The following is a 22,339-nucleotide window of genomic DNA, read 5'->3' as shown; positions in this document are numbered from 1 at the left end:
TCAGCCCTTGACCGAGCCCATGGTCAGCCCGCGCACCAGGAAACGCTGCATCACCACCGCGAACAGCACGACCGGTGTCGAGATGATGAAGGCGGCGGCGCCGATCGAGGGCCATTGCACGCCGTATTCGCTGCGGAAGGCGACCATGGCGAGCGGCGCCGTCGAGGCGAAGCTGTTGGTCAGCGCCAGGGCGAACAGGAACTCGTTCCAGGCGGCGATGAAGACGAAGACGCCGGTCGCGACGATGCCGCTCGAGGTCAGGGGCAGCATGATCTTGAGGAAGACCTGGCGCTCCGAGCAGCCGTCGATGATCGCCGCCTCGCGGATCTCGCCCGGCACGTCGCAGAAGAAGCCGCGCAGCAGCCAGATCGCGAAGGGAAGGTTGAAGGTGGCGTAAAGCACGATCAGCACGCCATGGGTGTCGAGCACGCCCAACCGCGAGGCGACAAGATAGATCGGGATCAGGATGGCGATGCCCGGCACCATGCGCACGATCAGCACGAAGAGCAGGAAGCCGGTGCCCCGGATCGGCAGATGCGCCAGCGCGAAGGCGGCCGGTGCCGCGACGGTCAGCACCACCGCTGTCGTCAGCGTCGAGACGATGATGCTGTTCAGCATGTAGGCGCGGAAGATGCTGTCGCCGAGCACGCTGCGGAAGCCTTCCAGCGTCGGCTCGAAGATGAAGCGCAGCGACAGCGTGTCGACGGCCGAGCGGAAGCCGGTCAGCACCATCCAGGCATAGGGGAAGAGGTAGATGATGCCGAGGCAAAGGCAGAGCAGGCTGAGCAGCAAGCGCTTCGTGGAATGGGAGAGCGTGAGCGTCATGCCGGCCTCCGCGCCGTCCGGAACAGGTGCCGCAGCAGCGGCGAACTGGCGACCAGCACGATGACGACGAAGATCATGGCGATCGCGGTGGTGCGGCCCATGTCGAAGGAGGAGAAGGCGATCTTGTAGGTGTAGACGGTGATCGTCGTCGTCGCCTCGCCCGGCCCGCCCTGGGTCAGCAGCCAGATCTTGTCGAAATCGTTCATCGTGGCGATGCCGCGGAAGGCCGCCGCGATCAGCATGTACGGCACGAGATGGGGCAGGGTGACATAGCGGAAGCGCTGGAAGACGTTGGCGCCGTCGACGCGCGCCGCATCCATCAAATTGCTGTCGACCGATTGCAGTCCGGCCAGGATCACCAGCATGAAGAACGGCGTGTTCTGCCAGGAATCCATGATCACCATGGCGAAGAAGGCATGGTCGAGCCCGAGCCAGGCGACCTTTGCGAAGCCCATGGCAACCAGCAGCGAGTTGAGCACGCCCTGTTCCTGCTCGTAGAGCAGCTTCCAGAAGATCGCGATCACCGCTGGCGTGATCACCATCGGGATCAGCATGATCGAGCGGAAGAACGAGGCGAAATGCAGCTCGTTGTCGAGCAGCAAGGCCAGCAGCGTTCCGAGCGTCAGGCTGAGCGTGACCGAGGTCAGCGTGTAAAGCAGCGTGATCTTGACGGCCTGCCAGAAGGATGGGGCCCCGAGCACGTCCTTGTAGTTCTCCAGCCCGGCGCGGATGGTCTCGCTGCCGGGCTCGGTCAGCACCCAATGGGTCGTGCTGGTCATGACCGCGTAGATCATCGGCCCGAGATAGACGGTCGCAAGCATGATCACCGCCGGCGCCATGAACCAGTAGGGCTCGAGCGGCACCGTTGCCCGGCGATGGGTCTGCGTCTTGCGGATTGCGGCCGGCGCGTTCTGCTGTCCGGCCGCCAGCACGTGCGAGCTGGTCACGGCCTGCCGCTCACTGGATGTAGCCACGGCGCTTGAGCAATGTGGTCACGCGCTCCTGCAGGGCGGCGGCACCCTGTTCCGGGGTCTTGGTGCCCGAGCAGACGGCATTGGCCTCGTCATAGATCTGGATGTTGACCTGCTCGGCATCCTTGATCGGCGCATAGGTCGCGACATTGCCCTCCATCGCCTTGAGCACCGTGGGGAAGAACGGGTAGCGGGCATTGGTCTCAGGATCGAGCAGGGCCGAGCGACGCGTCGGCGAGAGGCCGACCAAAGCGGTCTGCTTGACGATTTCGGGCGAGGTGAACCAGCCGACGAAGAGCTTCGCCGCATCGAGATTGCGCGACTTCGCGCCGACCGAGAGGCCCCAGCCGCCGAGCAGCACGGTCTCGGGCGTCGGCGCGTAGCCGATCGACTTGGCGATCTTCGACTTGGTCGGATCGTAGAGCGAGCCGACGCCGCCGGCCCACATATAGCCCTGCGCCGCCTGCGCCGAGGAGACGCTCGCGATCATCTCGGGGAAATCCCAGGTCAGGTTGCCGGGAGGGCTGACCGGACCGAGTTGCTCCTTCATGAACCGGAAGGCCTCGACGCTCGCCTTGCTGTCGAGCAGCGGCTTGCCGGCGGCATCGAAATACTGTCCGCCGAAGCTGTGGAACAGCGTGATCCAGACGCAGCCGGTCTGGATCGTCTTGCCGGCCGGCATGTTGTAGCCGTACTGGTCGCCCTGCTTCAGCTTGACGCCGTTCTCGACGAGCTGCTTCCAGGTCGCCGGCCCCTGCTCCGGGTCGAGCCCGGCCTTGGTGAAGGCATCCTTGTTCCAGACCGTGAAGGAGGTGTCGCCGTTGATCGGGATGGTCGCGAGCTTGTCGCCGACCTTGGAATAGGCCGCGAGCGCGCGCGGGGCATAGTCGTCCCAGTTCATCGCGGGAATGCCGGCGACGTCCTTGTCGAGGTCGGCATGGTCGATCACGAATGGCGCGACCTGCTCCTTCCACTGATAGGCGACGAGGTAGACATCGAAGGAGTTGGTGTTGGTCGTCGTGTCCAGCACCATCTTCTGGTAGCGCTCAGCCGTCGGCAGGGCCGAGAACTCGACCTGGATGCCGCTGGCGGCCGTGAATTCCTTCGCCACCTCGGCAGACGCGACATAGGCCGGCGTGTTGCCCCAGACCACCTTCACCGTCTTGCCGGCATGGGTCCTGGGCAGGTTGCGGGTCGCTGCGGCAGCCGCGGCCTGAGCGGCACAGTGTTGCACGAGCGCGGTGTGCGAGGCGCCGGCGGCGAGAGCGCCCAGCGTGAACTGGCGGCGCGAAAGCCCCATCATTGTCGATCCTCCCATGTGTTTTCTTTGTTGGGAGCAGGACAGCAGATCGACTATGGGGCCTCAATCGGCTTGTCGGGGCACGCTGAGTAATTGTGGGTAACTTCGGACAGATCGCTCCGGCCCGCCGCCAAAGAGCAAGTTTGCTTTCAAACAGTGTTCGGGGGCCGTCGTGGCGCCTCGGCGCGGGCCATTCGCCCTAACCACTCCTCCCCCTGCTTTTCTTCGAGGTTTTCGCCGGCGCCGCTGGCAACACAGTGATGGTCACCTTGTTGGAGATGAGCATCGGCTTGAATGGCCTGTGTTCTGAGTCACCGAGCACCAATTGGAGGGTGTGTTTTCCAGGCGGCAGCTCGAGCCTCGCCTCCGTCTGACCCGCACCGAAGTGAAGATGCTTGTTGTCCGTCGGAATCGGCTCTTCGGGATCGATCGCGTCCGTGACATCGACCAGGAGATGATGATGTCCGGCATTCGGTGCGGAGCTGCCGGCCTGCGTCACGCCCATGTTTCGCAGGCCGAACCGCACCCAGAATTCGCCGCGGATCTGCGCTCCGTTCCAAGGGTAGATGATGTACAGGCGCGCATCCGGAGCAGGTGCTCGTTGCGATGCGGAAGGTCTTGGGGCTGGCGCTGTCTGCGCTAAGGCTACTGGAGGGGAAAGGCTGACTACGGCAAAGGCAAACAAGGTGCAGCTGGCTGGTCGGACCATGGCACTCTCCTGTCAGAGCGAGCGAGCAATCCTGAATCCGTGTGCCGGGTAACGGACGCCCGTATCGTAATGGGTCCGGCTCGCTGGCCTGATGGCGGCGGCGTTGCTTCGCCAGGAGCCACCTCTCAACACGTTCGAACGGCAATTTTCAGCCGTTCGAGGGGAGCCATCCAGCGGCGCATCGCGGTAGTTGGGCAGCCAGCAATCGGCGACCCACTGCGCGACCCCGCCTCCGAAATCCGCGCCACCGAATGCATTGCGTGCAAAACTGCCGACGGGCATCGGAGCTTTCGGGTCCTGGGTTAGGCCGCAGTCCTTGCAATTGGCCTTGCCGGGCTCGAGCTCGCGCCCCCACCAGAAGCGGGTCGAAGTCCCCGCTCTGGCGGCGTATTCCCACTCCGCTTCGCTCGGCAAACGGTAAGGTTTGCCGGTCGCCTGCGCGAGCCAGTCCACATATTGCTTGGCATCGAGCCAGCTCAGATTGCGGGCTGGGGCTGTGTCGCTTCCCTCGAGCGTCACGTTACAGCCCTTTGCCGCGGCGCATCGGTTCCACTCGGCGACGGAGACGGGGGACAAGCCGATCGCGAACGGTGCGACGGTCACGGTCCGGATCGGTTGCTCGGAGGCGTCTTCGTCGCTGCCCATCCGAAAAGCCCCGCCGGGTATGCGGATCATCTCGGGGCAGGTCTCGCAATCGCGGAAGCCGGAGGTGGTTTGGATCGTCCCTGTGGCAGGAGGGTTCGGAGTGGAAATCGCGACCTGTGCGCCCGAAGCCGCGACACCCGTTGCGGTATCGGCCGACGGTGCGAAAGACTTGACCGTGTCCGCGTTGCTGCTTGCTGGCGGTTCAATTCGCGGAGCAGGCGCAGGACGGTTCGCCACTGAAGTAAACGCGGCGGGCACCCATTGCCGGAGCCGTTCGACAGATACCAGCCCCGGCGCTCCGCCGTCCGGCCAGGGCCCGATGGAGTAGAGGCCGGCGGCAGCCAGCGCAAAAGCTGCTGCGATCCCCGCTGGGACCAGAAAACGCGGTCTCTTTCGCGTCGCATGAGTGACTGAAGCCGGATCAGGAAGCACACGATAGATGCGAACAGGATCGGTGATGTTCTTCAGCTTTTCGTCGCCGAGCGACTGATATCCGCAGACCAGTTTGTTCTTGATCTGTTCGTAAACGCCGCCTGAAATATAGACCCCGCCGGGTGTTGCCAGAGCCTCCAGGCGGGCGGCAACGTTGACGCCATCGCCAAATACATCGTCCTGCTCGACGATCACGTCACCTAGATTGACCCCGATCCGGTATTGCAGCCAGTAGTCCAGCGGAAGACCGGTGTTTCTTGCCGCAACAGATTGCTGAATGACGATCGCGCATCTTACAGCTTCGAGCGGACTATCGAACATGGCGACGAAGCCATCGCCAGTGTTCTTTATGAGCCTGCCATAGTGCTCTTCAAGTGTGGGGTCGACGATCTCGCGGCGAACGTGCTTCAGCCGACGAACTGTTCCTTCCTCGTCGCGACCCATCATCTGGCTGTAGCCAGCAATGTCCGCTGCGAGGATAGCCGCGAGCTTACGATGAGCGTGCGGATGAGTTGAAAACTCTTCGCGCATCACAACCACCAATAGATGTTCAGTCAGCCCAGCCGATTTTATATCAGCTAGCGCTCGAAGCGTCGAATTTTCCGCTGATCCGCGAGCACAAGTTCCGGTACCGGCGCTTCACGTACCTGGAGAAAGTGGCCTCTCATGCGGTCCGGATCGGTCCAGCCTGCACATTGTCGCGATGCTGGCCGGCGCTTTCGCGATCGCCGCTGACGCGTGCCTTTCCGATCTGATATCATGGAGCCGTTAAGGATCGCGCAGAATTGCCTACGAAATCGCGGCGCGTTCTCGCAGCATTCGTGACCGGGACGAATGAATGTACGTGGGGGCATGAACAGGGCGGCTGAAGCGCATAGTGCTACAGAATCGGCTTTTTCACCGAATTCCGTAAATTTTCAAAGCAGCGGCGGCGATGACCGGCTTCTTCGATTATGTCTGGAGATACAGCCGGGGCGAGCAGATCAAGATTATCTGCGTAGCTATACTATCGTTTCCATTTTACTATTTTTCGCTCGACTTGCCGCGATACATCATCTCGGACGCCCTCCAAGGGCGAGCCTTCGCGGAAGGTCGGGAGACCGCCAGGATATTTCACATTGCACTGAACCTGCCGGAACGATTTGGCGGCACGTATATCGCGTTCGACGGGGTATGGCTCGACAGGCTGGCTTATCTATTTGCGCTGTCCGGGCTCTTTCTACTGCTCGTCATCATCAATGGCGGATTCAAATACGTCATCAACATGCGCAAGGGGGCGTTGGGCGAACGATTGCTGCAACGCCTGCGCCTCAACCTGTTCTCGGCGGTGCTGAGCGCGAAGCCCGAAGCGCTCCAGCGGCTCAAGCCGTCCGAGGCCGCGACGATGATCAAGGATGAGGTCGAGCCGATTGGCGGCTTCGTCGGCGATGCCTTTGTGCAGCCGATTTTTCTTGCCGGCCAGGCGCTGACCGCCCTGGTCTACATTCTCGTGCAGAACCTCCTGCTCGGCCTGATCGCGCTGGGGATGATCCTGATCCAGGGCGCCGTCATCCCACGCTTGCGGCGTGAGCAGATCCGGCTCGGCAAGGAGCGCCAGATCGCGTCGCGCGCTTTCGCCGGCAAGGTCGGAGAGGCGGTCGAGACCATCGCCGAAATCTCCAACCATGCGACATACGCCGTCGAGAAGAGCCAGGTCGCCCAGCGGCTGGAGCTGCTCTTCGGCATTCGCTACCGGCTCTACGAACGCAAGTTTGCGGTCAAGATGCTGAACAACATGCTGGCGCAGACCACGCCGTTCCTGTTCTACACCATCGGAGGCTATTTCGCTCTCACGGGCCGTCTCGAGCTCGGCCAGCTGGTTGCCGTCATCGCCGCCTATCGCGATCTGCCATCTCCGGTGAAAGAGCTGATCGATTGGGATCAGCAGCGGCTGGATGTCGAGACCAAGTTCCAGCAGGTGGTCGAGCATTTCGGGTTGAACATCGATGGTTCTGCCGAAAACTCGGTCGCCGGACGACCGGGCGACGCGACGGGTTTGCCCGTCATAGGCCAGATCGTGGCGCGCAGGCTGACGGTCGTGAATCCGGCCGGGGATCGCGTTCTCGACGAGGTCTCGGTGTCGCTGCCGCTGCAACGGCACATCGCGCTGTCGGGTGGGGCAAGCGAGGGTGCGGGTGTCCTGGCGCAATTGCTGGGCGGCGGACTCAGCGCCAGTGATGGTTCGCTGACCATCGCTGATCTGCCCATATCAGCGCTGCCGCCCGAAGAGCGTGCTCGTGCGATTGGCTATGTCGGCCCCGAGCCCGTGCTTCTCGATGGGTCCCTGCGCGACAACATTCTTTACGGCCTGCGCCGGATAGAGCCCGGCGACATAAACCCGGCCGGCTGGACGATCGACCATCGCCTGGCGCACGCCGCGGACGAGGCCGAACTCGAACTGAAGCTGGTCGACGTGCTGCATGTTGCAGGGCTTGCCGACCCGGTGTTCCGGTTCGGGCTTTCCGGCAAGCTCGACCCTGAAAGCTCATCCGATATCGTGCGGCGGATCTCGGATATTCGCGCCCGGGTCCGTGCCAGGCTTGCCGAACGCAGTGCCGGGGCCATGATCGAATCCTACGATCCGAGTCGTTACGCGCATAACGCCACGATCGGCGAGAATATCATCTTCGGTGTGCCGGTCGGGCGCGCATTGGCCGGCGAGCAGCTGGCCAGCCATGTCCTGATCCGGCGCGTTCTCGCCGAACTCGCCCTGACCGGAACTCTCGTCGAGATCGGGCGGCGGATCGCCGCGACGATGCTGGAAATCTTCCACGATCTCCCCCCTGGCCATGTGCTTTTCGAGCAGTATTCCTTCATGGCTGCCGAGAGCTTCCAGACCTACCGGGAGCTGCTTGGCCGGGTGGAGGCCGGCACGGATAATGAGGCCGACCACACGCGGCTCGTCGGGCTGGCGCTTCTCTATGCCGAGCCCCGACACCGCCTCGGGTTGCTGGACAAGGATGTCGAGGCGCGCATCCTGGCGGCCCGATCCGCGTTTCGTGAACACGCCTCGTCGGATCCAGCGCACTCGTTCGCGTTCTACGACCCGCAGCGTTACTGCCCGGCGGCGCCACTGCGTGACAATCTCCTGTTCGGGCTGGTGCTGCATGGCGCCGCCGACGAGCTCATTCGCGAAACGCTGACGGAGCTTGGCCTGGATGACGCCGTCTATCGGCTGGGTCTCGAACAGCCTGTCGGCTATGCGGGGCGGCTGCTTTTCCCCGCCATGAAGGCTCAGATCGCGCTTGCGCGTTGCCTCATCAAGCAGCCGCAACTGCTCGTTCTCAACAATGCGTTCGGCGCCTTCGGCCAGACCGAGGCGCGGCAGATCCTGGCTCGCATCCGAGCCGCGATGAATGGCAGGACACTGATCGTCGCAGGGCGCGACCTCCGCCCCGACGACGGCTATGATCTGCACATTGCCTTCGACGGGGCCAGGCGGGCCGCTTCGCGGGACAAGGGGGGCGCCGCAATGACGCCGGACCCGGCTGCGCCGATCGAGCCCGAGGCGGACCGCGCGGCGACCGACAGCAATGAAATCCGGATCCTCCGGTCAGTGCCCATCTTCGGCGATCTCGATATGGTTCGCCTCAAGCTCCTCGCCTTCACCAGCGAACGCATTGTCTTCGCCGAAGGCGACGTGCTGTTCCGACAGGGCGATGAATCGGATGCGGCCTATGTGCTGCTCTCGGGCACGGCCGATGTGATGGTCGAGACCGACGAGCATGGCCCCATGCGGATGTCGGGCGTCGGCCAGAATTCAATCGTTGGCGAAATGGGCCTCGTCACCGGCGATCCCCGCTCGGCAACGATCGTCGCAACCTCCGCGGTCGAGGCGCTGAAGCTGCGCAAGGACGTCTTCCTGGCGCTTCTCGCAGAATTCCCGCAGATGGCACTGTCGGTCACGCGCCTGATGGTCAAGCGCCTTCAGGACAACGCGGCGGCGGCAAGCCAGCGTGACCGGGATGGCGGCGCCCCCGTGCCTTGACCGGAACCGGCTCGGTCGGGTCATGGCGCGACATAGGCCAGTTCCAGCTTCTTCGCAGGATCAAGGATGCGGCGAGCGGTGGAGATCGTGCGGACGCGCCTCGGGCTGGCGGTGATCTCATACATCCGGATCAGCCGCGCCGTCTCCAGGCCGTGATCATACAGCTCCGGGCTTGCGGCGCCGCGCGCCTCGGCAATGCAATCGGTAAACGCGAAAGACGCGTAGGCGGGAAGATCATAGGCCTTCCACCCGTCTGATTCAGGCGGGCTGGGCCGCTCCATGATCCATTCGGCCGTGGCACCGCTGATGCGACAGGGCCCTGGCGCAAAAGCCGTGAAGGCCTCCAGCATGATGCCCTTGGTCACATTCTTCATGTTGCAGATGACCGCGGTCTCGCCCGATGCCCTGATGATGGCGCTTATCTCGTCGCCGGGAGAAACCGGCAAAAGCAGGCTCTCCTCCTGCGTCCCCCGGTCGCGAGCCCACCACTGGAACCAGGCAGCGTACTCCGCCCCTCCGGCGGCGCCGGGCCTGCAGCGCTGGCTCGTGCCGATCTGCGGCAGCGAGGAGTCCAGATAGAATTTCTGGCCATCGAGCCCGATCCAGGTCGAGCTGCGATAGTCCGGCTCGGTTCCGCCGGGAGGAATCGATACCGAGGGAACCGTCCAGTTCGCCATGACCGAGACGAAGCTGTGGCCGCCGCGCGATGCGACATAGCCGCCGGACCAGTTGACGCTCTTCTGCACCGGCTGGGCCGCGATCGCCGCGAGCGGGATCAGCGGGGCCACCGGCGCGACGCCGGCCGCCGGCAGAGCCGATATGAAGCGTAGCCGACGACCATCGGCCGGCTGTTGCAGGAACGTGTGGCGAAAGGCGGTGGCCAGCGGGTTGGAGGTCCTCGCGTCGAGGGTGGGCAGGCCGAATCTGATCAGCTCGCTCTCGGACGCGGCCGAAGGGTCGAAATCGTCGGGCGGGAGGCCAAAGGCCTGGATCCGCCTTTGTCTTTGCGTCTCCCTATCGCCGCCTTGGGTCTTGCCGAAGCCGGTCATAGCGGGAAAACCCTGTCGGGCGTCCATTCCCTTTTTGCTGCGGCGATGACAGCGCGCCCGAACGGCCTGATCACATAGCCGCCCGGGTTTTGTGAATCGGACTCGGCCAAGATGTCGAAAACAGCGCTCGCCAGGACTTCTCCTGCAGCGGAATCGCTCGGGTAGTGAAGGCCCGCGATTTCACGATTGCGCGCGACGCGGCGCGCCAGGGCGCTCATTGCCTCCCCCAGGGCGTCGGTATCGTCCTGGGGCAGGGGAGGATCGACCAGCGTCAGCACGTGCCGCATGCACAACGCGATCAGATGAGCCTGGGTCGCGTGCCCGCTCGGATAGGCCGAGTGGCCGGGAACCGGCACCGGCGGCAAGAGTGCCGGACACTGCCAGGATGGGCGCGGCCGGTTGAACTCATGCTTGAAATGCAATGCGGCGAAGGAGCCGACCAGGCTGGCGATGTGCAGGACGCGGAAGGTGCGCGGGTGCGAGCCGGGCGTCATGGCCAGCAATTCCATGAATGTCGTGATGAACTCGACATCCTGGCTCAGGATCTCGCCGAGCGCGGATGCTCGCTCATCCCGGGCCATCGCGCAGAGGATATCGATCTCGAGCGCTTGCTTCGTTCCCGAGCTCGGGTCGTTGGGGTCGGCGTATTTGTTGAGATCGAGGAGGATATCGGCAAGGTCGTCACGGACCGCGCTAGGCTCCCAATTCTTGGCGAAGCGGGCCAGAATCTGGAATGCATACCAGCGGGCGGCCCAGTTGTTGTCGTCGAACTCGACCGATGGAGCATCGTCATCATCGGCGCTCCGGAATCTGATCCTTCGACTGGAGCCGGTGGATTCATCGCGGATATGCACCGTCCGAGATAGACCGCTGAGGCGCCCCACCGCATTCGGGCCGATGGGATAGGTCTCCGTGACAAAAGGGAAATCGGCCCTGTCCGGCACGAACCAGCCGCCTCCCACGTCTCCGCTGATGCCCGCGTTTCCAGTGTTGCCGGTATTTCCGGTGTTTCCCGTGTTGCCGGTCATGGTTCGCCCCCGCACAGTTGCTGCTACGGCAAAGTCGTCAGGCCTCGGCTCAGTCAGGCAGTCCCGCCTTCCGCAGGTGCCCGATCCATTGCTCCAGGATTGGCGGCACGAACGGGCAGCGCGGCGCGTAGGAGGTCAGCCGGAAGTCCGGCTGGACCAGCAGGAGGCGGTCGGCCGCGCTCGCAGCCGCCGTCAGTTGCCCTGCAGCGGCAAGGCTGGCGGCAAGCGTCCGCAATGTAAAGCGAATTGAAGGGTTATGGGCGACTGCGCTGCGGGCCCAGCCGACAGCCTGATCGTAGTCGCCATCGATGTAATGTGCCTGGGCCAGGATGCCCTCATGCCAGAACCGGTAGGGGTCGGCCGGCGCCAGGCGCTGCCCCTTGTCGCCATGCAGCACCGCCAAGGGACCGTTGCCGACGAAACCACGCGTCGCGCTGCTCATCGTCCAGGCCATGGCGACGCTTGGCCCGGCTTCGATCGCCCGATCGAGGAAGCGCTGCGCGGTGACGGGATCATGCAGCAGGAAGGCCTGGACGTGGCCGTAGATCGCGAGAGCCAGGGCGTCGTTGCCATCGCGCTCGATCGCCGCCAGCGCGCAGTCGGCCGCGGCCTGGCCATCGGCATCCGGGTCGGGCGATCCGAGCTCGCCGACGCGGAAGACGTGCCACAGCGCGGCATAGGTGAAGGGGGGCGCATAGGACGGATCCAGCACCATCGCTTGCTGGAGAAGCCCCCTGGCGCGGGCGAAACTATCGGCATCCATTTTGTAGAGCAGGTCGAGGGCCTGGAGCAGCAGGTCATAGCTCGTCATGTTCTGGGGGTGCTTGCGCAAAGCCCGCCGCAGCTCCCGTTCGCGGATATGGGGCGCGATCGTCCTGACGAGCTTCAGGGAGATGCGGTCTTGCAACTCGAACAGCTCACCCATCTTGCCGTCATAATGGTCGGCACTGACGACCGCACCGTTTTCGTTGGCGATGAGCTCGGTGCTGATGCGGACATGCCCCTCGGAGAGCGCGACCGCGCCATCCATCACGTAGCGAACGCCGAGCTTGCGCCCGATCGCCACCGGGTCGACCCGCCGCCGGCCGTATTCCAAGGTCGATCCGCGCGAGATGACGAAGAGCTCCTTGAGCCCAGACAGCGACTGTATGATCGAGTCGACGACGCCGTCCGCGAGGTAGGATTTCGGGCTGTTCATGCGGAAAGGAAGGACGGCGATCGACGCTCTTTCGTCGATGCCGATCGGGCTTTCGCCGATCTTGCGCGTCTGCTTGACCCCTGGGGCGGGTCGAAGGTCAAACACGCGCACCGGGCTTTCGTGATTTCGCAGGAATATCTCGCCCAGATCGAAGCCCAGCGCCTTTGTTGCGTCGTCGAGCGTCTCGAAGACCGCCTGGGATATGATGACGCTCCCCTGCTCGGCATAGGATTGAAGCCGGGCGGCGATATTGACGCCGTCGCCGAAGATATCGTCGTTCTCGAGAATGACGCTGGCGAGGTGAATGCCCATGCGAAACGCGATACGGAGGGCCGTGGGCTGGTCCGCCGTGGCTGTCGCAAGGGCGCGCTGCAGCGAAAGAGCGCAATTCGTTGCCGCGGGCGCATTGTCGAATGTGGCCAGAAACCCATCGCCCATGTTCTTGACGATGCGCCCGCCATGCTCGCGCACGCAGGGGTCGATCAGGCTGGCGCGCAGACTCATCAGGCGACTATGCGTCGCTTCCTCGGCCGTCTCGCTCATGCGCATGTAGCCGACGACGTCGGCCGAGAGGATGGCGGTCAGATGACGTTGCATCTTCGCTACGAAGCTCTCACGTCCGGACCGATCCGTGGCGGCCGGGACTGCCAGCGATGAGTCAAGCTTCGTCGAATGCTGACATGAGAGCTGTGCTCGGTCCACCTCTATGCGCTGTGGCTGGACCTTGGCGCGGAAACGCAGGCTGCTCCGGCCAATCCCGGTCCCGGTTTGCCCGGCGCCTGCGCGCCGAGACAAGCCGGGATAGCTCCGGCCGGCTATCTTGGGCTCCGATAGATTATGTCGATGCGCGTCAGCCCGATGTCGCTCAAGGTATGATCGTCGAGATGTCCCGGATGGATGCCTGTCGGGCGATTGTCGCGGGCCGGCATCAGCCACCGCCATAGGCGCCGACTTTGGCGTGACAGCCGCCCGAGGAATGGGCATCCCGGCGTCCGGACGGCCTGCGACGTGTCGCGCAGCGGCTCCAGAGATGCTAGGTTCAACGGCGCGTGATGATGGTCAAAAGCGTTGTACACGATGAACTCCCCTCCTGGATCGGTTCCCGCCATGACCGCGGGTGGCGGTCGCGGCGGCTGATCGGGACGAATTTCTGAGCCGTTCCCGCCTCGCGTTCTGTGCGCTGGATCACATAAGCTCTGGCTGCGTCGCAGAGCCGGTCGTCGAGGTCTCGGAATGAACGAGGACCCTCATCGCATTGCGAGCCTCCTGTCGGCGAACCCGTTCTTTTCAGGGTTGGTCCAGGGCACCCTGGACAAGATCGCGGGCATCTGCCGGCAGCAGCACCTTGCCGCGCGAGACGTCCTGTTCCTGAAAGGGGATCCGAGCGACGGGCTTTATGCCATCCGGCGCGGGCTGATCCGGATTGGAACGACCGACGAACTCGGGCAGCAAATGACGATGAACGTCCTCGGAGGCGGTGACGTTTTCGGCGAGATCGCTCTGCTCGACGGCCGCTCGCGAACGGCAGACGCGGTTGCGATGGAGGACACCGACCTCTTCTTCCTGCCGCGGCGCGACTTCCTTGGCCTGCTCGCATGCGAGCCTTCGATCGCGCTGCAACTGATCGAGCTTCTTTGCTCCCGGCTGCGCGACGTCATCGATCGCATGGAGGAGACGAAGTTCCTGCCCGCGCCGACGCGGTTGGCAAGGCGCATCCTGATGCTGGCCATCGATTATGGGACCGAGGTGCACGCGTCGCAGGAGGAGTTGGCGTCGCTCGCAGGCGTCACGCGGGAAACGGTGAACCGTCAGCTTCAAAGCTGGAAGCGCACCGGGGTTCTGTCCCTCGGGCGCGGGCGCCTGGTCATTCATGACATGGACGGTTTCCGGCGACTGGCAAAGATCGGGAGAAGCTGAATGGCACGCGCAAAAGCGCCGTGCCGGGGCTTGAAACAGGCTTCGAGCCGCGGCGACGCCCACGTCCGGCCTGGAATGCCGGGCGTATCATAGGCCCCAAGCCTCCCCTGAAGCCGCGCCACATCTGGGCGATCAGGACACGGCTGCAGCACGACCGACGCGTACAGGCGGACCTTTGCGGGTTCTCCGCGGTTTACCTGCTAGAGCCGGATGCTTTCAGATGGAATCGCGCAGCGATCCCACCTGAAAGCTGAATCCGTCTCTCACCAACAAGTTAGAGCAGGATCGATGCGAAAAGCCGGTTCCCACTTTTTCGCATCCTGCTCTAGCGACGCACTCCCCCAAAGCGCGGATCGTGTTCGAATAACTCGATCAGCAACTCGGTGAGGACCCGGATCTTCCGTTCGGGATGCTGGCCCGGCGGGCGCACGACATACGCGCCTGCCTGGGGCAGTGGATAGCGAGGCATGACCGGAACAAGCGCACCGGAGGCCACATGCTCGTGGATGATGCAGTCGGGAAGGCGGGCGATGCCTAGTCCCGCCGCAGCGGCGACGGCGAGCGCCGTGCCGTTATCGGCCTTGAAATGTCCTCGGGGCTGCACCGTGACGATCTCGTCGCCGTCCATGAACCGCCAGCTTTCGGTTCCTTGCATAAGGACCTGATGGGAAAGGAGGTCCTCCGGCTTCTCAGGTGAGCCATGGGCCTTGATATAGTCCGGGCTCGCGACCAGCGTTCCCAGGATCGGCCCGACGCGCCTGGCGACCAGATTGGAATCCCGAAGGGTGCCGACCCGGATCGCGCAATCGAAGCCCTCGGCGACGAGATCGACGAAGCGATCGCTATAGGAAGCATGGATGTGGAGTTGCGGGTGCCGTCGCGACATCTCCGCGAGCATGGGCGTAAAATGCGTCGGGCCGAATGTGAGCGGCATTGCGATCCGCAGACGGCCGCGGAGGTCGCCGTCCGGCACGATCGTTTCCCTGGCCATGTCGATCTCGAGGCAAGCTCTGGCTGCATAGTCTCGGAACAACGCCCCGGCTTCCGTCAGCGCGGCGCCGCGGGTGGTTCGCGCGACAAGCTGCACGCCGACATCTGCTTCCAGGCGGATCAGCCGTCGGCTGACGATGGATTTGGAGATGCCAAGCCGGCGCGCGGCAGCCGAAACGCCCCCAGCGTCCGCGACCTCGACGAATGTCTGCAGATCCTCGATTTCCACGTCGGCGTTCCCCATTGCGCGACACAGCTTCGCGCCCGGCGGCACTATCGTAACGTTTAAAGGAACGTCAGAACAAGGCGGCGTGCCCGGGATCACCTCGGAACACGCTCACGTTCACTGACGACATCAGAAAAGGATAGCCATGACCTTTCGCAACGGCCTGAAGTCGCTCCTTCGTCCTGAGGATTCGGTTCTCGTTCTGATCGACCATCAGCCCTATCAGCTCACCAACCTGAACAGTCACGACCCGCATATGGCGGTCAACAATGCTACGGGCCTGGCGAAAGCCGCCAAGGCATTCAGCGTCCCGACCATCCTCACGAGCGTGCTGGCCGACCGGGGCGGTCTCATCTTCCCGCAGATCACCGATGTCTTCCCCGGCCAGGAAGTGATCGACCGGATGCTCATCAACACCTGGGAAGACCAGAAGGTCGTCGACGCGGTCAAGAAGACCGGTCGCAAGCAGCTGATCATCGCCGGTCTGTTCACGGAGATCTGCGTGGCAATGCCGGCGATTCAGGCTGCCGGCGAAGGCTGGGACGTGACAGTCATTACGGACGCCTGCGGCGGCGTGTCCGTTGAAGCCCATGAGGTGGCGATCCAGCGCATGATCGCGGCGGGCTGCAACATGATGACGTGGATGGCGCTCGCGTGCGAATGGCAGCGCGACTACACGAGGGCAGAGACCCTCCCTGCATTGGTCGAGCTCCTCAAGGATCACATGGCCGGTAGCGGCATGGCGTACCTGTGGGAGCAGCAGCTGCTCAACACGCCGGCCCCGAGCGCCGCTGGCTGACCAGGCCGGATGGCGAGACGCGGCGAGATGCGTTGCGAGACGACGGACCTGGTGTCGCGGCTCGCCATCCCCTTTGCAGGCGCCGCCGTCGAGCCCCTGCTTTCGCGGACGCCTGCGACATCTGTCGGCGCGGAAGTGGACCATCGCTTTCGTGGCGGCAGCGCTACCTGTTCCAGCAGAAGCCCAGCTCGCCACGGATATCGGGCGCGCGCCGACCCTGACGATCGAGCGTTACCCTGGCTGCAGAAGCGGTTGCCCGGATCGCCGCTCTCCTCCCGCGCCGCCACACGAATTTGCAAGGACCATTCATGGAAATCGGTATCGACAGTTTTGCAGCGATCCTCCCCGATCCGGCGACGGGCAAGCTTCCCTCCGCAACCGATCGCATGGCCGATCTCCTCGAAGAGGTCGAGGTCGCCGACCGGGCCGGGCTCGATGTCTTTGGCATCGGAGAGCACCATCGCGCCGAGTTTCTCGATTCCGCGCCGGCGATCATTCTGGCCGCAGCTGCGGCCCGCACCAGCCAGATCCGACTGACGAGCGCGGTGACGGTGCTGAGCGCCGCCGACCCGGTACGGATCTTTCAGGAGTTCGCGACGCTGGACCTGATCGCCAGGGGGCGGGTCGAGATCATCGTCGGCCGTGGCTCGTTCGGCGAAGCCTATCCGCTGTTCGGTATGGACCCCCGGGACTATGACGAGCTCTTCGCCGAGAAGCTCGGCCTGCTCCTGAAGCTGAACGAGACGACCTATCCGATCTGGAAGGGGCGCTTCCGCGCGGCGCTGGAAGGTCAGGGTGTCTATCCGCGTCCGCATCAGCCGCGCCTGCCGCTCTGGATCGGCGTTGGCGGCACGCCGCAATCCTTCGCGCGCGCCGGCACGCTCGGCGTGCCGCTGATGGTGGCGATCATCGGTGGCACCTTCGAGCGCTTCCGTCCGCTCGTCGATCTCTATCGGGAAACCGGCCTGAGCGCCGGGCACAGCCTCGAAACGCTCAAGGTGGGCGTCCACGCGATGGGCTTCGTCGGCGAGACCGACATGGCGGCCCGGGAGGCATTCTTCCCCGGCTGGGCGCATCTGACGGAAAAGATCGGCCGCGAGCGCGGCTGGCCGCCGCCGTCGCGCCAGCAGTTCGACGCAATGGCCAGCCCGGAAGGCGCGTTCCTGATCGGCGATCCGGCGACGGTCGCGGCGAAGATGCTTCAGGCGAGCGAGACACTCGGCGGCGTCTCGCGCATCACCTTCCAGATGAGCACCGCCTCGCTCGAAACGGCCGCGATGAAGCGTTCGATCGAACTTCTCGGCACCGAGGTCGCGCCGATCGTCAGGGCGGCCACCCACGAAACCGAAAAGGCGACCTGATGGCTGAAGCTGGTTTGGGGCAGACGATCGCTCCTGCGATCGTTCTCATGGGAGCGGCGGTAGTTGCAGTGCCACTGTTCCGGCGGCTCGGCCTCGGCTCGGTCCTCGGTTACTTCGCCGCCGGTATGCTGGTGGGGCCATCGGTGCTCGGCCTGTTCACCGACGCCCAGTCCATCCTGCATTTCTCGGAGCTGGGCGTGGTGATGTTCCTGTTCGTGATCGGACTGGAACTGCGCCCGCCCAAGCTCTGGGCGATGCGCGGCCAGATCTTCGGGCTGGGCCTTGCCCAGGTCGCCGGGGCGATCGCTGCGCTTTCGCTGACGGGCGCGGCGGTATTCGGGCTGTCCGGTCCGGTCGCTTTCATCGCCGGGGCGGGCTTCGTCCTGTCCTCGACCGCCGTCATCATGTCGGTGCTGCAGGACCGCGGCGAGATCTCGAGCGCGGAGGGGCAGAAGTCGGTCGCGATCCTCCTGTTCGAGGATCTGATGATCGTGCCGCTTCTGGCGGTGGTCGCCCTTCTGTCGCCTCTCTCGCAAGGAGAGGCGGGATGGACCGGCATTCTGGCGGCGGCGGCAGCCCTGTCTGTGCTCCTGGCGGTGTCGCGCTGGGCTCTGAACCCGCTCTTCGCCCTGCTGGCGCGGGCGCGGACGCGCGAGGTCCTGACGGCGGGCGCGCTGCTGGTGGTCCTCGGCACGGCTCTGCTCATGGAGGTCGCCGGGCTGTCGATGGCGATGGGCGCTTTCCTCGCCGGGGTGATGCTGTCGAGTTCGAGCTACCGGCACCAGATCGAGAGCGACATCGAGCCGTTTCGTGGCCTGCTCATGGGGCTGTTCTTCCTGGCCGTGGGCATGTCGCTCGACCTTTCCGTCGTCGCGGCCGAATGGCGGCTTCTACTGGCCATGCTGGCCGCCTTCACGGTCGCGAAGGGCGTCGTGGTCTATGCGGTCGCCCGGCTGTTCGGCGGCTCCAACCACCGGGCATTGCACCGAACCTCGATGTTCCTGCAGGGCGGCGAGTTCGCCTTCGTGCTCTACGCCGCGGCGACGTCGGGCGGCGTGATCGATGCGCGGGAGAACGCGCTGTTCTCCACCGTCGTGATCCTGTCCATGGCCCTGACCCCGCTGCTCATGATCGCGACGAACAAGCTGCTTCGTGCGGACGCATCGATGGACGGCGTCGATCCCGCCCACGATCTGAAGGGCCGGATCCTCCTCATCGGCTTCGGCCGCTTCGGCCAGATCGCCTCGCAGGCGCTGCTGTCGAAAGGCGTCGACCTGTCCGTGATCGACAACGAGCCCGACCGGATCCGCGATGCGGAACGATATGGCTTCAAGGTCTATTTCGGCGACGGCGCCCGGCTCGACGTCCTGCGCCACTCCGGCGCCGGAGTGGCCGATGCGATCATGATCTGCGTCGACGATCCCAAGGCCGCGCTGCAGATCGTGGAACTGGCGCAGCACGAGTTTCCTCAGGCCAGGCTCCTGGTGCGAAGCTATGACCGCGGACATGCCGTGGATCTGATCCGCGCCGGTGTCGACTATCAGATCCGCGAGACGGTCGAATCCGCCTATCTGATGGGGGCGGAGGGCCTGCGGGCGCTGGGCTTTGCCGATGTCGACATCGAGGAAGCCGCCGAGGACATCCGCCGGCGCGACACCGAGCGGCTCGCCGAACAGGTGCAGGGAGACGCCATGTCGGGCCGCGACAGGTTGCTCCTCCAGCCCCTCCCGGAAACGCTGAGTGGAACGCCGGGTCAGAGTGGCCCTCACAGCTAAGGAACGTGTCGGCCCGCCATGGCGCTGACGGCGCTCGCAGCAAGAGCAAGGAGATCAACAACATCAATGCCTACGCTTTACTATGCACTCGGTGCCTGCTCGCTGGCTCCTCACATCACACTCGAATGGATCGGTAGGCCGTATGAAGCGGTCAGGGTGCAATACGGCTCCCAGGAACTGCTTGCGGTGAACCCCGCTGGCGCAGTGCCGACCCTTCGCGAGGATGACGGCTGGCTTCTGACGCAAGCCGGCGCCATCCTGGACTATCTGGCGCACAAACACCCCGAGGCCATGCTTGCGGGCGGCAACGGGCTGCGCGCCAAAGCCGAAGCGCATCGCTGGTCCGCTTTCTTCACGTCGGACGTTCACGCCGCCTTCTGGCCGATCTTCATGCCCTCCCGTTACACGACCGAGACGAGCGATGTCGCGCGCAAGGCCGTGACGGAAGCGGGGCAGGAACTGGTGGCGAAGCAATTTGCCATCCTGGACCGGCATCTCGATGGACGCGAATACATCCTAGAGGGCGGACGCTCGGTCATCGATGCGTATGCGTTTCCAATGATGCGGTGGGCAACGAAGCTGCTGCCCAACCGGCTGAACGAGTACCCCAACGTCCAGGCTTTGCTTGACAGGATCGCAGCCGATCCGGCGGTACAGAGAGTGCTGGCGCGCGAGCAAGCCGCTGGCCACGAGAAGCGAGGGGACTGACGATCGCTGGTTCATGGTGCGCCAGGGACGCTGATCGCCGGGACGGGGAGCGACGACGATGACGGATCGACAGCAATCCGTGCGGTACATGGCGGCGGCGCTGATCGCAGCGCTGGTGCTCGCCCTGGCGGCCTGCGCCTCACGGCCGGGCCCGTCCGTCCTCGTTCCGGTTCCTGGCGTCGACGGTGCGAAACTCGTCACCTGTCTTCGTGGCGAGCACGCGAGCCCCGGAGCATTTTGTCGGGGACCAAGTCGACAAATTTTGGCCCTTTCCTGACGCCGAGAACGCCCGCTTCCGGGCACCCTCATGCACGTCACAATGGACCGAGATCACGCGCGATCAGGTTGTAAAGCGCCTGGGCGGCAGGGGTCAGTGTTTCGCCACGCCGGCGGATCAGCGAGACGGGGCGATCGACGATTGGGTCCACCAGCGGAATCTGGGCGAGGTCGGGACGCAGGTTCTCGACGAGGGAGGCCACGAGGATAGCGATGCCCAACCCTTCGGAGGCCAGCCCAATGGCGCTCGAAAAATACTCGACCACAAACTTGGTTTTGACCTCGATCCCAGAGCGCGACAATTGCGCTTCCATGAGCAGCCGGTTGCCGCTGCTGCCGCCCAGCGTGATCAGGTCATGGCCGGCCAGATCCGCCCAGGCGATGGCCGGGCGCCCCGCAAGCGGGTGATCGTTCCGGCAGTAGACGACGAAGGGATCGCGGACCATGATCTCGTTGTGAAGGTCCGGCTGGTTGGGAGGCTGGACGTGCAGTCCGAACTCGGCCTGACGCCGACGCACCGCTTCGATGACGAGCATGCTGGTCCGGTCGAGAATCTCGACACGGTTGCTCGGATGCTGCGTGGCATAGCTCCGCAGGATGCGGGGCAGGCGTCCGTACATCAGTGACGGGACCGAAGCGATCGTGATGTCGCCGGTCGAGAAGCGCGACATGGTCTTCAGCCGCTCAAATGAACGGTCGACGGCGTCGACCATGCGCTTGGCCTCCGGCAGGAATTCGCGACCGATGCTCGTCAGCGCGACGGTGCGGGTGGTGCGGTCGATCAGCCTGAGGCCGACATGGGCTTCGAGCCGCTGAATCCGCCGCGTCAACCCTGTCTGCGTGACGTGCAGCTTTTCCGCCGCCTTGTTGAAGCTCCCGAGCTCCGCGATCTGGATGAACGCCTCGATGCCATCGATCGGATGCTTCATGATAAATGATCATTGATATATGCCATTATTTCAGCATACGAGCGACGCCTCGTTGGTCAATAGTGTTCCCGAAAGGCGCCCGACCCGCTGCAAGGCGGGATGTGAAGCTGCCGTAAGGAAACGCACCGATGACCGATACCAGTGCCGCCACTCGTGGCAGGCGCGTGCTCGTCACGCATGACCGGCTGGCTGAAAGCGCCATCCATCTGCTCAACGCCCATGACGTGGATGTCTTCTTCTCTCCGGCCTACGCTCCCTGCGAGCAGGTGGCGCAACGCGCTGCCGAACTGCAGGTCGATGCATTGATCGTCCGCCAGGGGCGTGTGGACGAGGCGATCATCGCGGCCTCGCCTCATCTGCGGGTCATTGCCAAGCACGGTGTCGGTGTCGACAACATCGACCTGCAGGCGGCTGCCTCGCGCAACATCCCCGTCATCCGCGCCATGGGCTCGAATTCGCGCGCCGTCGCCGAACACACGATCGCGCTGGCCCTGACGCTGCTGAAGGAAATACCCCGCCTCGACGGTGCGGTGAAGGCTGGCACCTGGCCAAAGCCGAGCTTCATCGGGCGTGACATCGCCGGCACGGTGATCGGCCTCGTCGGCTTCGGCTCGATCGGTCAGCATGTTGCCCGGATGGCGAGCGGGCTCGGCATGTCCGTCATCATGCACGACCCCCATGCCCGCGAGGCGATCGCGCAGTTCGGGGAGGGCTGCGAACGCGACCTCGATCGCCTGATCGGGGAGGCCGACATCGTCAGCCTGCATTGCCCGCTGACCAACGCCACGCGCGATCTCCTGGATGCGCGCCGCTTCGGCCTGATGAAGCCGACCTCCTTCGTCGTCAACACGGCGCGGGGCGCCCTGATCAATGAGGCGGCCCTGTGCGCCGCACTGCTGGAGGGTCAGATCGCGGGAGCTGCCCTCGACAGCTTTGCGGTCGAGCCACCAGCCCAGGGCAGCCCCCTCTGGGCGCTGCCCAATCTGATCGGGACCCCGCATATCGCAGGGGTGACTGCGGGATCGGCCAAAGCGATGGCCGAGATCGCCGCCCGGCATGTCATTGCGGTGCTGGACGGCGCCGAGCCAGATGCGGGCAGCCTCGCGAGGTTAGCCGAACTCGCCGCATGAATGATCCGGGCCATAAGCCGGACAACCATAAACAAACGGGAGGA

The 22,339-nt window shown here is 64.4% G+C and carries 17 protein-coding genes; 7 read left to right on the top strand and 10 right to left on the bottom strand.

The features are described from left to right. The 5 genes from ACTIF2_RS03955 to ACTIF2_RS03935 form a co-directional block, all read right to left on the bottom strand. Positions 1-825, bottom strand: coding sequence for a carbohydrate ABC transporter permease (locus ACTIF2_RS03955; protein WP_439495738.1), 825 nt, complete (start codon positions 823-825; stop codon positions 1-3). Beyond that, positions 822-1,772, bottom strand: coding sequence for a carbohydrate ABC transporter permease (locus ACTIF2_RS03950; protein ID WP_439495737.1), 951 nt, complete (start codon positions 1,770-1,772; stop codon positions 822-824). The genes ACTIF2_RS03955 and ACTIF2_RS03950 overlap by 4 nt, the downstream gene beginning before the upstream one ends. Before the next feature lie 10 nt (positions 1,773-1,782). Continuing rightward, entirely contained in the window at positions 1,783-3,114 is a 1,332-nt protein-coding gene (locus tag ACTIF2_RS03945) for an extracellular solute-binding protein (protein ID WP_439495736.1), read from the bottom strand. A gap of 181 nt (positions 3,115-3,295) precedes the next feature. Continuing rightward, positions 3,296-3,805, bottom strand: coding sequence for a DUF4399 domain-containing protein (locus ACTIF2_RS03940; protein WP_439495735.1), 510 nt, complete (start codon positions 3,803-3,805; stop codon positions 3,296-3,298). A gap of 12 nt (positions 3,806-3,817) precedes the next feature. Next, the gene (locus tag ACTIF2_RS03935) at positions 3,818-5,413 is read right to left on the bottom strand and encodes an SUMF1/EgtB/PvdO family nonheme iron enzyme (protein WP_439495734.1); all 1,596 of its coding nucleotides are present in this window, start codon (positions 5,411-5,413) and stop codon (positions 3,818-3,820) included. Between the two features lie 403 nt (positions 5,414-5,816). On the opposite strand from ACTIF2_RS03935, the gene ACTIF2_RS03930 reads away from it, so the two are divergent. Further along, positions 5,817-8,909 carry a cyclic nucleotide-binding domain-containing protein gene (locus tag ACTIF2_RS03930; RefSeq protein ID WP_439495733.1) on the top strand — a complete coding sequence of 1,031 codons (3,093 nt, stop codon included), beginning with the start codon at positions 5,817-5,819 and terminating at the stop codon, positions 8,907-8,909. Positions 8,910-8,929: 20 nt separating this feature from the next. On the opposite strand, the gene ACTIF2_RS03925 is transcribed toward ACTIF2_RS03930, so the two are convergent. Genes ACTIF2_RS03925 through ACTIF2_RS03915 form a run of 3 tightly spaced genes read right to left on the bottom strand, consistent with a single transcriptional unit; the run spans position 8,930 to position 12,979 of the window. Next, the gene (locus ACTIF2_RS03925) at positions 8,930-9,958 is read right to left on the bottom strand and encodes a G1 family glutamic endopeptidase (RefSeq protein ID WP_439495732.1); all 1,029 of its coding nucleotides are present in this window, start codon (positions 9,956-9,958) and stop codon (positions 8,930-8,932) included. Beyond that, complete coding sequence (locus ACTIF2_RS03920) at positions 9,955-10,986, bottom strand: phosphatase PAP2 family protein (protein WP_439495731.1); 1,032 nt, start codon at positions 10,984-10,986, stop codon at positions 9,955-9,957. Before ACTIF2_RS03920 ends, ACTIF2_RS03925 begins: the two co-directional genes overlap by 4 nt. A 49-nt stretch (positions 10,987-11,035) precedes the next feature. Further along, positions 11,036-12,979: an adenylate/guanylate cyclase domain-containing protein gene (locus ACTIF2_RS03915; RefSeq protein ID WP_439495730.1), complete on the bottom strand. Its 1,944-nt coding sequence runs from the start codon at positions 12,977-12,979 to the stop codon at positions 11,036-11,038. A gap of 438 nt (positions 12,980-13,417) precedes the next feature. Between ACTIF2_RS03915 and ACTIF2_RS03910 the strand changes: the two genes are divergently transcribed. Beyond that, the gene (locus ACTIF2_RS03910) at positions 13,418-14,101 is read left to right on the top strand and encodes a Crp/Fnr family transcriptional regulator (protein WP_439495729.1); all 684 of its coding nucleotides are present in this window, start codon (positions 13,418-13,420) and stop codon (positions 14,099-14,101) included. Between the two features lie 325 nt (positions 14,102-14,426). Here ACTIF2_RS03910 and ACTIF2_RS03905 read toward each other — a convergent pair whose 3' ends face one another. Continuing rightward, positions 14,427-15,320: a LysR family transcriptional regulator gene (locus ACTIF2_RS03905; protein ID WP_439495728.1), complete on the bottom strand. Its 894-nt coding sequence runs from the start codon at positions 15,318-15,320 to the stop codon at positions 14,427-14,429. Positions 15,321-15,462: 142 nt separating this feature from the next. Between ACTIF2_RS03905 and ACTIF2_RS03900 the strand changes: the two genes are divergently transcribed. From ACTIF2_RS03900 to ACTIF2_RS03885, 4 genes are all read left to right on the top strand, one after another. Next, positions 15,463-16,116, top strand: coding sequence for a hydrolase (locus ACTIF2_RS03900; RefSeq protein ID WP_439495727.1), 654 nt, complete (start codon positions 15,463-15,465; stop codon positions 16,114-16,116). A gap of 308 nt (positions 16,117-16,424) precedes the next feature. Then, positions 16,425-17,477 (top strand): Atu2307/SP_0267 family LLM class monooxygenase, encoded by a 1,053-nt coding sequence (locus ACTIF2_RS03895; RefSeq protein ID WP_439495726.1) that lies wholly within the window; start codon positions 16,425-16,427, stop codon positions 17,475-17,477. Further along, positions 17,477-19,252 carry a monovalent cation:proton antiporter-2 (CPA2) family protein gene (locus ACTIF2_RS03890; protein ID WP_439495725.1) on the top strand — a complete coding sequence of 592 codons (1,776 nt, stop codon included), beginning with the start codon at positions 17,477-17,479 and terminating at the stop codon, positions 19,250-19,252. The genes ACTIF2_RS03895 and ACTIF2_RS03890 overlap by 1 nt, the downstream gene beginning before the upstream one ends. Before the next feature lie 66 nt (positions 19,253-19,318). After that, on the top strand, positions 19,319-19,960 hold the full coding sequence (locus ACTIF2_RS03885) for a glutathione S-transferase family protein (RefSeq protein WP_439495724.1): 642 nt from the start codon (positions 19,319-19,321) through the stop codon (positions 19,958-19,960). Between the two features lie 314 nt (positions 19,961-20,274). Here ACTIF2_RS03885 and ACTIF2_RS03880 read toward each other — a convergent pair whose 3' ends face one another. Continuing rightward, entirely contained in the window at positions 20,275-21,165 is an 891-nt protein-coding gene (locus tag ACTIF2_RS03880) for a LysR family transcriptional regulator (protein WP_439495723.1), read from the bottom strand. A 128-nt stretch (positions 21,166-21,293) separates the two neighbouring features. Between ACTIF2_RS03880 and ACTIF2_RS03875 the strand changes: the two genes are divergently transcribed. Next, positions 21,294-22,295, top strand: a complete 1,002-nt coding sequence (locus ACTIF2_RS03875) for a hydroxyacid dehydrogenase (RefSeq protein WP_439495722.1) — start codon at positions 21,294-21,296, stop codon at positions 22,293-22,295. Positions 22,296-22,339 lie beyond the last annotated feature (44 nt).

It is taken from the genome of Allobosea sp., from assembly GCF_051860145.1.
Lineage (GTDB): Bacteria > Pseudomonadota > Alphaproteobacteria > Rhizobiales > Beijerinckiaceae > Allobosea.
Note: the sequence above shows the minus strand (reverse complement) of the source record. Positions and strands in the feature narration are given on the sequence as shown.